Below are 16,241 nucleotides of genomic sequence, written 5' to 3'. Positions count from 1 at the left end.
CGCATTCACCCTCCACGTGGGTTTGCGGTGGTCGCCGCGAACCTAGTGGGGTCAACGCGGTTGCCGCCAGCCCCCGTTGGGTCGGGTCAGCAGAGGATCCAGCCGGTGGAGGCGCCCCGGCCCGCCACGGTGCCGGACGCCCGGACGCAGCGGTTGAGGGCGTGCACGGTGACGGGACCCGCCTGGCGGGTGAACCTGCCCGCGTCGACGGCGGCCCGTCCGCCGCGCGGCTGGACGGACACCGACATGGCGCGCCGGGCACCGGGCCTCTTGGCGACGGTCACGGCACACGCGTACTGGCGGTTCTTGTACACGCGCAGCTCGCCCGTGGCGAAGCTCATCGTCTTGACGAGCCGCCCCGAGCAGGCGGTGGCCGCCGCGTCGGCGCGTGGAGTGCCCGGCCCGGCGAGGACGAGGAACCCCGCGGCGACGAGCACCGCGAGCACATGCGTGAGCAGTCGTCTTGTCCCGGCCACAGCCACCCCGTCGAACACACTTGCTCCTCTTCGCCTTGTGAGCGTACGTGCGTACGACGCACGGGAGCGCCGAACGGTTGCCCGCGCGGGCGGCACCCCGCCCCGGCCGCCTCCGCGGGACCCGTGCCCGGACACGACCTAGGCGTGGCTGACGATCACGAACAGGGCGAGGGCCTCGAAGCCGAGCTGGGCCCGGAAGGCGTCCCTGCGCAGGACGTCCGTCACCCGCCCCCGGTCGGGCGTGAACAGCGCCACGCCCCACAGGACGCCGGCCGCCAGGGCGCTGTACAGCCACACCTGGCCCGGCATGCCCACGCACTGGTCGCCGCCCTGGATGACGCAGCCGGACGCCCGCTCGGAGAACAGGGTCAGGAATCCGGTCACCAGGCAGGCGGGCAGGAACGCCACGGCGGCGATCGACGCGCGGACGCGCATTCGGCGGGCGGGGCGGGCGGGGGCCGTGAAGTCGGCGAGGTCGGTGCTCATGCCCGCCATCCCACCGCGGGGCGGGCGCGGTGGGATGCGCGGCCGTACTCAGAGCGGCCGGGGGCGGGTACTCACCCGGGTCACACCGTCGGCGCCGGGGCCTCGGCCGGCGTCTCCCCGATGAAGGTGCGCCACAGCTCCGCGTAACGGCCGCCGCGGGCGAGCAGTTCGTCATGGGTGCCGTCCTCGGCGACGCGGCCGTGGTCCATGACGACCACCCGGTCCGCGCGGGCCGCCGTGGTGAGGCGGTGGGCCACCACCAGGGTGGTGCGCCGGCCCGCCAGGCGGTCGGTGGCGGCGTTGACCTGCGCCTCGGTGGCGAGGTCCAGCGCCGCCGTCGCCTCGTCGAGCAGCAGGACGTCCGGGTCGACCAGCTCGGCCCGGGCCAGCGCGATCAGCTGGCGCTGGCCCGCCGACAGGTTCCGGCCGCGCTCGGCGACCTCGTGCAGGTACCCGCCGTCCAGCGTGGCGATCATGTCGTGGGCGCCGACCGCCCGCGCGGCCGCCTCCACCTCCGCGTCGGTCGCGTCCGGCCGCCCGTACGCGATGGCGTCGCGGACCGTGCCGGCGAAGAGGTACGCCTCCTGGGGCACGACACCGAGGCGGTGCCGGTACGCGGTGAGGTCCAGGTCCCGCAGGTCGGTGCCGTCCGCGGTGACCCGGCCGGACGTCGGGTCGTAGAACCGGGCGACCAGCTTGACCAGCGTCGACTTGCCGGCGCCGGTCTCGCCGACGAACGCGACGGTCTGCCCGGCCGGGATGCGCAGGTCCACGCCGCTCAGCGCGGGCTCGTCGTCCTTGTACGCGAACGACACCCCCTCGAAGGCGATCTCGCCCCGCAGCGAGGGCACCGGCAGCGGCTTCGCCGGCGCGGCCGTGGATGTCTTCTCGCGCAGCAGCTCCTGCATCCGGCCCAGCGAGACGGCCGCCTGCTGGTAGCCGTCGAAGACCTGGGAGAGCTGCTGCACCGGCGCGAAGAACAGGTCGATGTAGAGCAGGTACGCGACCAGGGCGCCGGTCGTCAGGGTCCCGGCCTCCACCCGGCCGGCGCCCACGATCAGCACCGCGGCGGCCGCGACCGACGACAGGAGCTGCACGAACGGGAAGTAGACCGAGATCAGCCACTGGCCGCGCACCCGCGCCGACCGGTAGGCGTCGCTGCGCGCCGCGAACCCCTCGGCGCCCGACCGCTCCCGCCGGAACGCCTGCACGATCCGCAGCCCGGACACCGACTCCTGGAGGTCGCCGTTGACGACGCTGATCCGCTCCCGCGCCAGCTCGTACGCCTTCACACTGGACCGGCGGAAGAAGACCGTGCCGACGACCAGCACCGGCAGCGTCGCGAAGACCACCAGCGCCAGCTGGACGTCGATCACCACCAGCGCGACCATGATGCCGAAGAAGGTCACCAGCGACACGAACGCGGTCACGAGCCCGGTCTGGAGGAACGTCGACAGGGCGTCCACGTCCGTGGTCATCCGGGTCATGATCCGCCCGGTCAGCTCCCGCTCGTAGTAGTCGAGCCCGAGGCGCTGGAGCTGGGCGAAGATCTTCAGGCGCAGCGCGTACAGCACCCGCTCCCCGGTGCGGCCGGTCATCCGGATCTCTCCGGTCTGGGCGACCCACTGCACCACCACCGTCACCAGCGCCAGCGCGGACGCCGCCCACACCGCGCCCAGCGCGGCCCGCTCGACGCCCTCGTCGATGCCGTGCCGGATCAGGATCGGCAGCAGCAGCCCCATGCCCGCGTCGACGGCGACGAGCCCGAGGCTGACGAGCAGCGCCGCGCCGAAGCCCCGCAGCAGCCGGCGCAGCCCGTACGACTCCTCGGCCGCGACGGCCCGCACCTCGTCGACCGCCGGGGTGTCGTCCGCCGGGGGCAGCGCCTCGACCTGCGCGAGCAGCTCGGGGGTGGCGCCGGGCGCCGCGGACTCGGCGGCCGGCTCGCCGCGCTCCCAGAGGGCGGGCGTGATGCCGCGCTCCGCGTCGAACTCGGCGTCCAGCTCCTCCCGTACCGAACGGTCCTCGGGCAGGTCCACGGGCACGGCGTGGCCGGGCGAGACGCCGCCCAGCTCGTCGGGGTCGGTCAGCAGCCGCCGGTAGAGCGCCGAGCGCCGCTCCAGCTCCTCGTGGGTGCCGATGTCGGACAGCCGGCCGTCGTCGAGGACGGCGATCCGGTCGGCGAGGTTCAGGGTGGAACGGCGGTGGGCGATGAGCAGGGTGGTGCGCCCGGCCATGACGGACCGCAGCGCCTCGTGGATCTCGTGCTCGACGCGGGCGTCGACCGCCGAGGTGGCGTCGTCCAGGACGAGCAGCCGGGGGTCGGTGAGGATGGCGCGGGCGAGCGCGATGCGCTGCCGCTGCCCGCCGGACAGGGTGAGGCCGTGCTCGCCGACCTTCGTGTCGTAGCCGTCCGGCAGGTCGCCGATGAACCCGTCGGCCTGCGCGGCGCGGGCGGCGGCGCGCACCTCCTCGTCGGTCGCCCCGGGCCTGCCGTACGCGATGTTGGAGCGGACCGTGTCGGAGAAGAGGAAGCTGTCCTCCGGCACGAGGCCGATGGCGGCGCGCAGCGACTCCGTGGTCAGCTCGCGCACGTCGTGCCCGCCGACCAGGACGGCGCCGTGCGTCACGTCGTAGAAGCGCGGCAGGAGCAGCGAGACGGTGGACTTGCCGCTGCCCGAGGACCCGACGACGGCGACGGTCTCGCCGGGGCGGATCTCCAGCGAGAAGCCGTCGAGGACGGGCCGCCCGTCCTCGTAGGCGAAGGAGACGTCGTCGAACTCGACGCTCGCCGGGGCGTCGGCGGGCAGTTCCTTGGTGCCGTCCTCGATCGACGGCTCGGTGTCGATGAGCTCCAGGACGCGCTCGACGCCGGCGCGGGCCTGCTGGCCGACGGTGAGGACCATGGCGAGCATCCGGACCGGTCCGACGAGCTGCGCGAGGTAGGTGGAGAAGGCGACGAACGTCCCGAGGGTGATCTGGCCGCGGGTGGCGAGCCAGCCGCCGAGCGCCAGCATGGCGACCTGTCCGAGGGCGGGGACGGCCTGCAGCGCCGGGGTGTAGCGGGCGTTCAGCTTGATGGTGCGCAGGCGGCCGGCGAACAGCTTGCGGCTCGCCTCGCGGATCTTGCCGGTCTCCTGCTCCTCCTGCCCGAAGCCCTTGACCACGCGTACGCCGGTCACGGCACCGTCGACGACGCCCGCGACCTGCGCCGCCCGGGCCTGGGCGTACCAGGTGGCGGGGTGCAGCCGGGTGCGGCTGCGCTTGGCGATGAACCACAGGGCGGGGGCGACGGCGAGCGCGACCAGGGTGAGCGGCAGCGACAGCCACGCCATGATCACCAGGGAGATCAGGAAGAGCAGGAAGTTCCCGATGGTCATCGGGAGCATGAAGAGCAGGCCCTGGATGAGCTGGAGGTCGCTGGTGGCGCGCCCGACGACCTGTCCGGTCGACAGCTCGTCCTGCCGCCGCCCGTCGAGCCGGGTGATGGTCCCGTACATCTCGGTGCGCAGGTCGTGCTGGACGTCGAGGGCGAGGCGCCCGCCGTAGTAACGGCGTATGTAGGTCAGGACGTAGACGGCGACCGCGGACGCGAGGAGGAGCCCGGTCCACACGGCGAGGGAGCGCGTCCCGTCACCGATGACGTCGTCGATCACTACCTTGGTGATCAGCGGGACGAGGGCCATCACGGCCATGCCCGCGAGGGACGAGCCGAGCGCGAGCACCACATTGCGCCGGTACCGCCATGCGTACCCGGACAGCCGTCGTGCCCATCCTTGCTCTGCCGCCACCACGTGGTGCCTCCCGTTCGAACCGGTGATCGAGTCGGTGATCTGATCTACCGGAAGGCACCAACGCGGGCGCGGACGGATTTCATCCCTCCGCAATGATCGGCCCTTGGTCCTAGGCCGCCGGTCGTACCCGCCTCGCACCCGCCTCGCACCCGCCGCGCGCCGGGTGGCGCGGGGCGGGCGGGTCCGCACGGGCCGGGGCCGGGTCCCGGGTCCCGGGATCCGGGCCCGGACGGGACGGGCTCGGGGCGGGACGGGCTCGGGGCGGGACGGGCTCGGGGCGGGACGGGCTCGGGCCGGGACGGGCTCGGGCCGGGACGGGCCCGGACGGGACGGGCTCGGGGCGGGCTCGCGGCCGGGGTCAGCGGACGGCGGTGACGAGCTCCTGCGCGGCGCGGCCGGGGACGGCCGGGACGGCTTCCTGCGGGGCGGCCGGCGGGACGAAGGCGTCGCTGCGGGCGGCCGTGGGGTTGAGGTCGGCGTGGACCACGCGGGCGACGGCCTGGATGGTGTTGATGCCGTCCTGCATGGTCGCGTTGTCGTGGGTGAGCACGGTGATCTGGTAGTTGTGCGCGGTGCCGGTGAAGGCGCCGATGGAGTGCACGCGCCAGGCGTGGGTGGCGCGGGGCAGCCAGCCGTTCTTCACGTGGATCTTGGCGGTGGCGGGCGCGCCCGCCGGTGTGCCCCAGCGCTGCGAGGCGACGACGGCGTTCATCAGCTGAAGGATGTAGCCGCGGGAGGCGTCGGTGAGGACGGCGTTCTTCGCGGTGATCAGGGCGAGCAGCTTCTGCTGGTCGCGGGCGGTGATCTGGGTGAGCCCCCAGTAGCCGCCGGAGCCCGGGACGGTCTTCGTCATGCCGGCCGCGGTCAGGAAGCCCTTGATCTTGGTGACGCCGAGCTGCTTCCACAGCGCGGTGGTGGCGTCGTTGTCCGACTTGGTGATCATGGCGGTGGCGCGGGACTTCTCGGTCGCGGTCAGGGCCCGCTTGGACTTCTGCGCGTCCCACAGGAGGGTGGCGAGCACGGTCGTCTTGACCACGCTCGCGGAGTCGAACTGCGTGTCCGGCCGCAGGACGCAGCTGGTCCGGGTCACCCGGTCGTTGACGAGGATCGCGGTGGTGGACTTGCGGCCGGCGAGGGCGGCGTTGATGTCCTTGACCAGCTTGGCGGCGAGGCCGGCCTTCTGGGAGGTGCACGCCACGGCCGGAGTGGCGGCGGTGGCGGGGGTGACGGTCGCGGCGGTCGGCAGCAGCACCCCGAGGGCGACCGCGGCGCACACGGCCCCGCGCCTGCGGCGGGATATGGAAAGTCTGTTCACGCCATCGATGACTCGGCAGCGCGGGAAAAGTTGTACGCGCGGGGCTCATCGGTTCGACGGACCCCGCGCGATTCCCGTCACACGTGTGTCGGCGCGAACATCCGCAGGCGGGCCGGGAGCACGACCACGGAAGGACCGCTGGTGGCAAGGGACTTGGCGAGGTCCTCGCGCAGCGCCTCCGGTGTCGTGCGGACGGCCGGGACGCCGAACGCCCCGGCGAGCGCCACGAAGTCCGGGCGGGCCAGCTCGGTGCCCTCCACCTCGCCGAAGGCGTCGGTCATGTACTCGCGGAGGATGCCGTAACCGCCGTCGTCGACGATCAGCCAGGTGACGTTCAGCCCGTGCTGCCGGGCCGTGGCCAGCTCGGCGATCGAGTACATGGCGCCGCCGTCCCCGGAGACGGCCAGCACCGGTGTGGTGGGGTCGGCCACGGCGGCGCCGAGCGCCGCGGGGAAGCCGTAGCCGAGGCCGCCGGCGCCCTGCGCGGAGTGCATGGTGTTGGGGCGGCGGGCGTCGAAGGCGGACCAGGCCCAGTAGGCGAGGATCGTCATGTCCCAGAAGCTGGGCGCGCCGTCCGGGAGCGCGTCGCGCACGGCGGCGAGCACCCGCCGCTCCAGGGCGAGGTCCTGGCCGTCGAGCCGCTCGCGGACCTTGTCGAGCAGCGTGCGGACCCGGTCGGCGGCGTGCTCGTCGCGGCGCGGTTCCACGGTCTCCAGCAGGGCGGACAGCGCGAGGCGGGCGTCGGCGTGGATGCCGAGCGCGGGGTGGTTGGACTCCAGCTTGCCGAGGTCGGCCTCGATCTGGATCACCCGGCCGCGCGGGGCGAAGGTGTGGTAGTTCGAGGACAGCTCGCCGAGCCCGGAGCCCACCACGAGCAGGACGTCCGCGTCCTCCAGGAAGTCGGTGGTGTGCCGGTCCTCCAGCCAGGACTGGAGCGACAGCGGGTGCTCCCAGGGGAACGCGCCCTTGCCGCCGAAGGTCGTGACGACCGGTGCGTCGATCCGCTCCGCCAGGGCCAGCAGCTTGCCGGACGCGTCGGAGCGCACGACCCCGCCGCCCGCGACGATCGCCGGCCGCTCGGCGTTCGCCAGCAGGTGCGCGGCGACGGCGGTCAGCTCGGGGCGGGGCGCGAGCTCGTCGGGGAAGGCGTCGACGGGCGTGACCACCGGCAGGGAGGTCCCGGCCGCCAGCACGTCCTGCGGGATCTCCACCCAGACCGGGCCGTGCGGCGCGGTGAGCGCGGACTCCCAGGCGGCGGCGATCGCGGACGGGATCTGCGACGCGGTGCGCACGGTGTGCACGGACTTGACGACGTCACGGAACGACGCCTGCTGGTCGCGCAGTTCGTGCAGGTGACCGCGGCGCCCGCCGCCGAGCCCGGCGACCGGGACCTGGCCCGAGACGGCGAGGACGGGCGCGCTGGCGGCGGCCGCCTCCTGGAGCGCGGCGAGGGACATCAGGGCGCCGGGCCCGGTGGACACCAGGAGCGGGGCGACCTCGCCGGTGATCCGGCCGTAGGCGTCGGCGGCGAAGCCCGCGTTGCTCTCGACGCGCAGGCCGACGTACCGGAGCCTCGACCGGCGCAGCGCGTCGAACAGCGGGAGCACGTGCTGGCCGGGCAGCCCGAAGACCGTGGTGGCTCCGAGGCCGGCCAGCGTCTCGACGACGAGGTCGCCTCCGGTGCGGCCGGCCGGCGGGTTCAGCGCGGCTCGCGTCTGCGCGGCGGTGGGCCGCAGCACGAGGTCGTGGTCGTGGGTCACTGCTCTCCCTTCGAGGGCTCGGTTCTCCCCCTGGCTTCGCCGGGGGACCCCCACCGGGGCGCCTCGGCGTGCGTCGACGGTCGATCGTGCTCGGCCGTTCGTTCCTCACAGCCTCCGCGCGGTCTCCTTTCGACGCCCGCGCGCCCCTTCGGCTCGCTCGCCGTTCCGTACCGGGTGGGGCCGTGAAGACCGCCGCACCCGGCCGGCGGCCGGGACGGTCCCGCAGGGGCCGCCCCGGCTCCACCGGTGGCAACCGCCCCGCGCAGGTTACTTCGCGGAGTGCTCCGCGCCGGCGGCGCGCTGCGCGGCGATCTGGCGGGACATGATCGTGGTCAGCTCGTACGCCGTGTGGGACGCGGCGACCGAGGTGATCTCGGCGTGGTCGTACGCGGGGGCGACCTCGACGACGTCGGCGGAGACCAGGTTGCAGGACGCGAGGCCCCGCAGGATCTCCAGCAGCTCGCGCGAGGTCATGCCGCCCGCCTCGGGGGTGCCGGTGCCGGGGGCGTGGGCCGGGTCGAGGCAGTCGATGTCGATGGAGATGTACAGCGGGCGGTCGCCGATGCGCTGGCGCAGCTGGTCGGCCACCTCGTCGGCGCCGCGCCGGTAGACGTCGGCGGAGGTGACGATGCCGAAGCCCATCTTCTCGTCGTCGGTCAGGTCCTGCTTGCCGTACAGCGGACCGCGCGTGCCGACGTGGGAGAGCGCCTCGGTGTCGAGGATGCCCTCCTCGACCGCGCGGCGGAACGGGGTGCCGTGGGTGTACTCGGCGCCGAAGTAGGTGTCCCAGGTGTCGAGGTGGGCGTCGAAGTGGAGCAGCGCGACGGGGCCGTGCTTCTTGGCGACCGAGCGCAGCAGGGGCAGGGCGATGGTGTGGTCGCCGCCCAGCGTCATCAGGCGGGCGCCGGTGCCGAGGAGGTCGTCGGCGGCGGCCTCCACCGTCTCCACGGCCTCGTTGATGTTGAACGGGTTGACGGCGATGTCGCCGCCGTCCGCGACCTGCGCCAACGCGAAGGGCGAGGCGTCCTGCGCCGGGTTGTAGGGGCGCAGGAGGCGGGACGCCTCGCGGATGGCGTTGCCGCCGAAACGGGCGCCGGGGCGGTAGGAGACGCCCGAGTCGAAGGGCACACCGACGACGGCGACGTCGGCGGTGCCGACCTCGTCGAGGCGCGGCAGCCGCGCGAACGTCGCCGGTCCGGCGTACCGCGGGACGCGGGACGAGTCGATGGGGCCGCGCGGCGTCTCGGGGGTGCTGCTCATGATCGGTTGGCCTTCTTTCGGTCGTCAGGTACTGCTCTGTCCGGGTATGCGTTGCTTCGAGTGTGCATGGCCGGTCGGGACGACAGTAAGTGGCCGGGGCCCGGCACAGAAGTGTACGTTTCCTCCATTGTCCGGGCCCTGGATGGAGGAACTGTCCATGTCGGAGCCGACCGCCGGGCCGGTGCCCGCCCCACCGGCGCCCCCGGTCCCGCTGAGCGCACTGCTCTCCCGCGAGGAGCTGGGTCTGCGGCTGCTCGCGGGACGGCCCGGGACCGACGTCCACTGGGTGCACACCTCCGAGATGGCCGACCCCTACCCGTACCTGCTGGGCGGCGAGCTGCTGATGACGGCGGGCATGCAGCTCACGGACCCGGAGCGGTACGTCGCACGGGTCGTCGAGGCGGGCGCGGCGGCGCTCGGCTTCGGGGTGACCCCGGTGTACGACACGGTGCCGGACGGGCTGGTCGCGGCCTGCGCACGGCACGGCCTGCCGCTGCTGGAGGTACCGCCGAGGACGCCGTTCGCCGCGGTGGGGCGCGCGGTGTGGCGGCTGATGGCGGAGGCCCGCCACCGGGAGCTGCGCCGGGTGACGGAGGCCCAGCAGTCGCTCGCCACCGCCGCGGCCCGTCCCGACCCGGTGCCCGCCGTCCTGCACGCGCTGGCGTCCCGGCTGGCGGGGCGGGCCGCGCTGTACGCGCCTGACGGTTCCGAACGGGCGGCGGCGGGGCAGCCCGTGGAGCCTGCGGCCGGCGAGGCCCTGGGGCGCCTGGTTCGGGTGCTGCACACGGGCGCCCGTCCGGCCTCGGCGGCCGACACGGCGGGCGGCGCGCATCTGGCCGCGTACGCCCTGGGGGGCGGCCAGGGGCTCGCGCTGGGCCTCGCCTCGGAGCGCCGGGAGCCGGGCGACCACACGATCGCGGGCGTCGCGGTGGTCCTGCTGTCGCTGCTCACCGCCCCGCACCAGGGCGCCGACGAGGCGGCGCGCTCCGCCGCGCTGGTCCGGCTGCTGCTGGGCGCCGCGCCCGCCGAGGTGGCCCCCCTGCTGGGCGAGGCGCCCTGGACGGTGGTGCACGCGCGCGGCGAGGGCGTCCCGCCGCCGCTCGGCACGCCGCTGGTGGACGCGCGGGAGGGCACCGTCCGGGCGCTGCTGCCCGCCGGCCGGGAGGTCGCCCCCCAGCCGGGCTGGACGATCGGGGCCAGCGCCCCGGTGGACGCCGGCGAGCTGGGCGCGGCCGACCTCCAGGCGGCCCGCGCCCTGCGCCGCGCCCGGGCGGCGCACCTGCCGTTCGCCCGGCACCGCCCCGGCGGCATCGGCGCGCTGCTGGACCCGGACGAGGCGGCGGCGTACGCCCGCACGCTCCTGGCCCCGCTGCCGGAGCCGCTGACGGAGACGCTGCGCACCTGGCTCTCCCTGCACGGCAGCTGGGACCGCACGGCCGCGGCGCTGGGGGTGCACCGCAACACGGTCCGGCAGCGGATCGGCCGGTGCGCGGCGCTGCTCGCCATGGACCTGGACGACGCGGAGGTCCGGATGGAGCTGTGGTTCGCGCTGCGGTGGCGGTGAAACCGGCGGCCCGCCACCGGCGCGGCGCGCGGCACGGCCCTGCGCGACGATCACACCCGGCCGCCCCTCCGCCGCCGGCGTAGTAGGTGCGCACGACACAGCGGCGCGCCCGTCTTCCGGGCGCGCCGCTGTCGATCCGTGGTCGGCCCCTGGGGAGCCCCCGGGTCAGTGGAGCTTGTTGACGGCGGTCTTCGTCGTGGTGCGGAAGGCGGTCAGCGGGGCGTCCTCGAGGTCGCCCATCTGGCCCCAGCGGACGAGGGTGACGGTGCGGCCGTCGCGGCCGACGGAGAACAGGTGGATGTCGTTGATGCCGATCTGCGGGTCGGCGGTGTCCAGGCTGTAGACCCAGGCGCCCTCCTCGACGGCGAGCTTGCCGTGGGAGGCGCTGACGGCCTGCAGACCCGGGTTCTGCTGCTCCAGCAGGGGGCCACAGCCGGCGAGGGCCTTGCGGAGGGTGTCGACCAGCTTCACGGCGTCGGCCTCGGTGCGGGCGACGGTGGTGACCTGGACGCCGTTGGTGTCCAGGTCGGTGCTGAACTCGCGGTAGCGGGTGTTCTGCGCCGGGATCTTGTACGGGGCGCAGAGGACGCCGCCGTTCTCCGGGACGCCGGTGAAGACCTGGGTGGCGGTCCACGGCGTCGACGACGGCGGCATCTGGGAGGCGTCGAGGAACGCGGGCTGGGCGGCGGCCTGCGCCGGGGCCGTGGCGAGGGCCGCGAGGCCCAGGGCGGCAGCGGCGGCGGTGGCGAGTGCGGTGCGGAGCTTGTTCATGGTCGTGGATCCCCCGTCGGGTCTTTCGTTCGGTCGGTGCTCAACCAGCGTGGGGCCGGCGCCCGCCGCCCGCAACGATCACGCGCCCACCATCCGTCCCGGAACCATTCCACCCCCGCTGACGTGCAAGGACGTGAAGGGTGGGACGTGGGATCAAGGGGGATGGAATGCCGAAGGACGCCGCCGTCGAGGAGTTCGCGGGGCTCGTGCGCGCGCTCAAGGCGCGGGACGGGAGGAGTTACGAGGCGCTGGGCCGGCGGCTGAGCGTCAGCGCGTCCACCCTCCACCGCTACTGCTCCGGCGCGACCGTCCCGGAGGAGTTCGCCGTGGTCGACCGCCTCGCCCTGCTGTGCGGGGCGGACGAGGAGGAACGGCGGGCCCTGGAGGCGGCCTGGACGGAGGCGGACGGCGCCCGCCGCCGAGCGGCCTCGCCCGCGCCCGTGCCTTCGCCCACGCCTGTGCCGGCCGCGCCGGAACCGCACCCGGAACCGGCCGCGCCGGACCCGGGCCCCGGCCCCGCCCCTGACCCGACCGCGCCGGAGGCGCCCCGCGCCCGCCCCCGTCGTCGCGCCCCCGCTCCCCTCCTCGTCGCCGCCGCCGTCGCCCTCGTCGTGCTCGCCCTCGCCGCCGCCCTGCTCGGCCTGCCCACCCGTACGGCTTCCGCCCCCGCCCCCGCGCCCGCCTCCACCCCTCCGGGGCGGACCGCAGCCCCCCTCCCCTTCACCTGGAGCGTCGGCTCCCAGCTCTGGCAGGGCGGCTGCGGGCACACCTACCTCGTGGACCGGGCCCCCCGCGCGGTCGCCCCGCCGCCGGTCGCGGCCGACTCCGGGGCGTGGGCCGGGACGCACGGTGCCGTGCACGGCGGGGAGGCGCTGGTGCGGATCACGCTCCAGGGCCGGTCGCCGTCGGACGCCGTCGTCCTCCAGGCCCTGCACGTGCGCGTGGTCGACCGGGCCGCGCCGCTGCCGTGGAACGCGTACCGGATGGACAACGGCTGCGGCGGCGCCGTCACCCCGCGCCACTTCGCCGTGGACCTCGACCGGCCGCGCCCGCTCGCGAGGCCCGTCGACGGCCTGGACGCCTCCGGCTCCGAGGTCAGGACGATCCCGGCCGTCTCCTTCCCTTACAAGGTCACCTCCTCCGACCCCGAGGAGCTGCTGGTCTCCGCCCGGACGGCGGGCTGCGACTGCCGCTGGTACCTGGAGCTGGAGTGGAGCGCCGGGGGCCGTACGGGGACGGTGCGGATCACGGACGGCGGGAAGCCGTTCCGCACGAGCGGGACCAGGGGGAGGCCGACGTACGTGCACGACTCCGCCGAAGGGCGCTGGATCACAGACTCGAACTCTGGACAGACCGGGTGACCGATGAGTAACTTCGACTGACACAGGCTGAGCAAGCGCTTAGCCAAATGCGGCCCGACCGCAGTGAACGACCGTAGCCAGCGACACCACGAGGAGGCGTCCGTGCGCCGTACCGTTTTCAACGAGGACCACGAGGCGTTCCGGGAGACCATCCGCGCCTTCATCGAGGCCGAGGTCGTCCCGGTCTACGACGAGTGGTTCGCTGCGGGCCAGGCGCCGCGCGACTTCTACTACAAGCTCGGCGAGCTGGGCGTCTTCGGCATCAACGTGCCCGAGGACTTCGGCGGCGCGGGCCTGGACACCCACAAGTTCGAGGCCGTCCTGTACGAGGAGACCGCGCGCGCGGGCGTCCAGTTCGGCGGCTCCGGCGTGCACGTGCTGCTCGCCCTGCCGTACCTGAAGATGCTCGCCACCGACGAGCAGAAGAAGCGCTACCTGCCGAAGTTCGTCTCCGGTGAGGAGATGTGGGCGCTGGCGATGACCGAGCCGGGCACCGGCTCCGACGTCGCGGGCATGAAGACCACCGCCAAGCTCTCCGAGGACGGCTCGCACTACGTCCTCAACGGCGCCAAGACCTTCATCACCGGCGGCGTCCACGCCGACCGCGTGATCGTGTGCGCGCGCACCTCGGCCCCCTCCGCCGAGGACCGCCGCTTCGGCATCTCGCTCTTCGCGGTGGACACCAAGTCCGAGGGCTACTCCATCGGCCGCAAGCTGGACAAGCTGGGCCTGCGCACCTCCGACACCGCCGAGCTGGCGTTCGTCGACGTCAAGGTCCCGGCCGAGGACCTGCTCGGCGAGGAGGGCAAGGGCTTCTACTACCTCGGCCACAACCTGGCCTCCGAGCGCTGGGGCATCGCCTTCGGCGCGTACGCGCAGGCCAAGGCCGCGATCCGGTTCGCGCAGCAGTACGTGACCGACCGCACCGTCTTCGGCAAGCCGGTCGCCCACTTCCAGAACACCAAGTTCGAGCTGGCCGCCTGCCAGGCCGAGGTCGACGCCGCCGAGGCCGTCGCCGACCGCGCGCTGGAGGCCCTGGACGCGGGCGAGCTGACCCCGGCCGAGGCCGCCAGCGCCAAGCTCTTCTGCACCGAGGTCGCCCACCGCGTCATCGACCGCTGCCTCCAGCTGCACGGCGGCTACGGGTACATGAACGAGTACCCGATCGCCCGCCTGTACGCGGACAACCGCGTCAACCGCATCTACGGCGGCACCAGCGAGATCATGAAGACCATCATCGCCAAGTCGATGGGCCTCTAGCACCGGTGACCGAAAGCGCGCAGCCGCTCGACGACCTGCTCGATCTGCTCGACCTGGAGCGGATCGAGCAGGACATCTTCCGGGGCGAGTCCCGCTCGGCGATCGTGCCGCGCGTCTTCGGCGGCCAGGTCGCGGCCCAGGCACTGGTCGCGGCCGGCCGGACCGTGCCTCAGGACCGGGTCGCCCACTCCCTTCACGCGTACTTCCTGCGCGCCGGTGACCCCGGCGCGCCGATCGTCTACACCGTGGACCGCATCCGCGACGGCCGGTCCTTCACCACCCGCCGGGTCGTCGCCGTCCAGCACGGCCACCCGATCTTCCACCTGTCGGCGTCGTTCCAGACGTACGAGGAGGGCCTGGAGCACCAGGCGGACATGCCGCCCGCCCCGGCGCCCGAGACGCTTCCGACCGCCGCGGAGATGCTGCCCCGGTACGCGGACCGGTTCGTCCACCCGGACACCGTCGAGCGCTTCCTGGAAGCCCGGGCGGCGGTCGACCTGCGGTACGTCGAGGAGCCCCCGTACGGCACGGCGGGCACGCCTCGGGAGCCCCGCTCCCAGGTGTGGTTCCGGACCAACGGCAAGCTGGCGGACGACCCGCTGCTGCACGTGTGCCTGGCGACGTACGTCTCCGACATGACGCTGCTCGACTCGGTCCTCCTCGCCCACGGGCGCGGCGGCTGGCCGGTCGGTGACGTCGTCGGCGCGTCGCTGTACCACGCCATGTGGTTCCACCGCCCCTTCCGGGCGGACGAATGGCTCCTGTACGACCAGGAGTCCCCCTCCTCCTCGGGCGGCCGGGGCCTCGGGCAGGCGCGCATCTACACCCAGGACGGCCGGCTCGCGATCTCCGTCATCCAGGAGGGCGTGGTGCGCGTCCCGCGCGGATGAGGTTTCCTGGGCGCCATGGAGACACTGACGGGGGGAACGGCCCTGGCCCTGGCGGGAGTTGTGCTCGGCACGCTGGGCACCCTGGTGGGCCAGCACCTGGCGACCCGGGTCGAGAACCGCCGCCACCAGTGGGAACGGGCCGCCACCGAACGCGCCGAGCGCAAGGCGGCCATCATGGACTTCCTCGGCTCGGCGCAGCGGATCGAGCTGGTCCTCGACAGCAGGCACCTTGGGCTGTCGGACGCGTGCGGCACCGACGAGGAGGCGCTGCACGACCTGTGGCTGGCGACGAAGGCCGTCGAGCTGGTCTGCGCGGACGGGACGGCGCGGGCCGCCCAGGAGTACGCCGAGGCGCTCCACGCGCGCGTGCGGGGCGGCGCCGCGAGCCCGGCGGTGCCCGCCAAGCGGGAACGGCGGGCCGCGTTCATGGAGGCGGCCCGCGGTGAGCTGAGCGGCCGCCGGAAGCGGGCGGTCACCGGCTGAGCGCCCGGCGGCCGCCCCGTCTCAGAGCAGCCCGGCCGCGTCCAGCAGGTACGCCGTCATCGGCTCGTAGTAGCGCGGGTCGACGACGTGGTCGTCGAGCGGGACGGTGACCTGCACGGTGCCCTCCGCCTCGCCGATGAACAGGGCGGGGTCGTTGCAGTCGGCGTACCCGATCGCGTCGACGCCCCGCTGGCCGGCGCGGCCCGCCCAGCCGTGGTCGGCCACGACCAGGTCGGGCTGGACGTCCAGGTGGTCGAGGATGGCGTTCATCGGCTCCGGCGAGTGGGTGTGCCACAGGCTGGCGCCCCGCTCGAAGACCGCGACGCCGGCGAACTGCACCACGTACCCCTCGTCGGCGACGAGCCCGCCGGGGATCCGCACGATGTCGCAGCCGGCCGCCCGCAGCGCGGCGGCGGTGCTGCTGTGCACGTCCAGCAGCGCGCCGGGGTGCCCGGTGGCGAACAGCACGCGCTGCTTCCCCGCGGCGGCCTTCCGCAGCCGCGCGGCCATCCGGTCCAGCGCGTCGACGGTCAGCTCCGGGTCGATGGTGTCCTGACCGGCCCGGTGCGCCGGGTCGTCGTTCACCCCGCACCGCTCGGCCATCACGGCGAGCACGTCCTGCTCGTCGGTCCACCGGTCCCCCAGCTCCAGACCGAGCCAGTAGTGGCGGTCGCCGTTGGCCAGCTTGCGGTAGTGGGACAGGTTGTTGTCACGCGGCGTGGCGACGTTCCCGGCGATACGGGTGCGGAGGAGGTGCTCGACGAGGGCGGCGCGGCTGGGTATCGGCATGGCCCCATTGTGCCGCCCCACCACGGTCGGTG

13 protein-coding genes are annotated in these 16,241 nt (G+C 74.2%); 5 read left to right on the top strand and 8 right to left on the bottom strand.

The genetic code is table 11. From position 1 onward, the window contains the following. Positions 1-86 precede the first annotated feature (86 nt). The 6 genes from A4V12_RS12680 to speB all read right to left on the bottom strand — a co-directional run bounded on the left by A4V12_RS12680 (position 87) and on the right by speB (position 9,091). Complete coding sequence (locus A4V12_RS12680; protein ID WP_064069405.1) at positions 87-494, bottom strand: hypothetical protein; 408 nt, start codon at positions 492-494, stop codon at positions 87-89. 120 nt (positions 495-614) lie between these two features. Further along, on the bottom strand, positions 615-962 hold the full coding sequence (locus A4V12_RS12675) for a hypothetical protein (RefSeq protein WP_159028864.1): 348 nt from the start codon (positions 960-962) through the stop codon (positions 615-617). An 80-nt stretch (positions 963-1,042) separates the two neighbouring features. After that, the gene (locus tag A4V12_RS12670) at positions 1,043-4,756 is read right to left on the bottom strand and encodes an ABC transporter ATP-binding protein (protein ID WP_107415395.1); all 3,714 of its coding nucleotides are present in this window, start codon (positions 4,754-4,756) and stop codon (positions 1,043-1,045) included. 358 nt (positions 4,757-5,114) lie between these two features. Beyond that, complete coding sequence (locus tag A4V12_RS12665) at positions 5,115-6,008, bottom strand: serine hydrolase (RefSeq protein WP_064069580.1); 894 nt, start codon at positions 6,006-6,008, stop codon at positions 5,115-5,117. A gap of 140 nt (positions 6,009-6,148) precedes the next feature. Then, positions 6,149-7,831, bottom strand: a complete 1,683-nt coding sequence (locus A4V12_RS12660; protein WP_064069403.1) for a thiamine pyrophosphate-binding protein — start codon at positions 7,829-7,831, stop codon at positions 6,149-6,151. Between the two features lie 267 nt (positions 7,832-8,098). Further along, positions 8,099-9,091 carry an agmatinase gene (speB, locus tag A4V12_RS12655; protein ID WP_064069402.1) on the bottom strand — a complete coding sequence of 331 codons (993 nt, stop codon included), beginning with the start codon at positions 9,089-9,091 and terminating at the stop codon, positions 8,099-8,101. A gap of 157 nt (positions 9,092-9,248) precedes the next feature. Between speB and A4V12_RS12650 the strand changes: the two genes are divergently transcribed. After that, positions 9,249-10,655, top strand: a complete 1,407-nt coding sequence (locus A4V12_RS12650) for a PucR family transcriptional regulator (protein WP_064069401.1) — start codon at positions 9,249-9,251, stop codon at positions 10,653-10,655. Positions 10,656-10,820: 165 nt separating this feature from the next. On the opposite strand, the gene A4V12_RS12645 is transcribed toward A4V12_RS12650, so the two are convergent. Continuing rightward, entirely contained in the window at positions 10,821-11,426 is a 606-nt protein-coding gene (locus tag A4V12_RS12645) for a hypothetical protein (RefSeq protein ID WP_064069400.1), read from the bottom strand. Between the two features lie 167 nt (positions 11,427-11,593). On the opposite strand from A4V12_RS12645, the gene A4V12_RS12640 reads away from it, so the two are divergent. The 4 genes from A4V12_RS12640 (at position 11,594) to A4V12_RS39485 (ending at position 15,420) form a co-directional block, all read left to right on the top strand. Next, positions 11,594-12,787 carry a helix-turn-helix domain-containing protein gene (locus A4V12_RS12640; RefSeq protein ID WP_064069399.1) on the top strand — a complete coding sequence of 398 codons (1,194 nt, stop codon included), beginning with the start codon at positions 11,594-11,596 and terminating at the stop codon, positions 12,785-12,787. 102 nt (positions 12,788-12,889) lie between these two features. Beyond that, the gene (locus A4V12_RS12635; protein WP_064069398.1) at positions 12,890-14,047 is read left to right on the top strand and encodes an acyl-CoA dehydrogenase family protein; all 1,158 of its coding nucleotides are present in this window, start codon (positions 12,890-12,892) and stop codon (positions 14,045-14,047) included. Positions 14,048-14,052: 5 nt separating this feature from the next. Next, positions 14,053-14,937, top strand: a complete 885-nt coding sequence (gene tesB / locus A4V12_RS12630) for an acyl-CoA thioesterase II (protein WP_064069397.1) — start codon at positions 14,053-14,055, stop codon at positions 14,935-14,937. Positions 14,938-14,952: 15 nt separating this feature from the next. Next, the gene (locus tag A4V12_RS39485) at positions 14,953-15,420 is read left to right on the top strand and encodes a hypothetical protein (protein WP_064069396.1); all 468 of its coding nucleotides are present in this window, start codon (positions 14,953-14,955) and stop codon (positions 15,418-15,420) included. 21 nt (positions 15,421-15,441) lie between these two features. Here the strand turns inward: A4V12_RS39485 and A4V12_RS12620 are convergent, their stop codons facing one another. Further along, complete coding sequence (locus tag A4V12_RS12620; RefSeq protein WP_064069395.1) at positions 15,442-16,209, bottom strand: phosphatase; 768 nt, start codon at positions 16,207-16,209, stop codon at positions 15,442-15,444. Between the last annotated feature and the right edge of the window lie 32 nt (positions 16,210-16,241).

It is taken from the genome of Streptomyces noursei (assembly GCF_001646665.1).
GTDB classification, from domain to species: domain Bacteria; phylum Actinomycetota; class Actinomycetes; order Streptomycetales; family Streptomycetaceae; genus Streptomyces; species Streptomyces lavendulocolor.
Note: the sequence above shows the minus strand (reverse complement) of the source record. Positions and strands in the feature narration are given on the sequence as shown.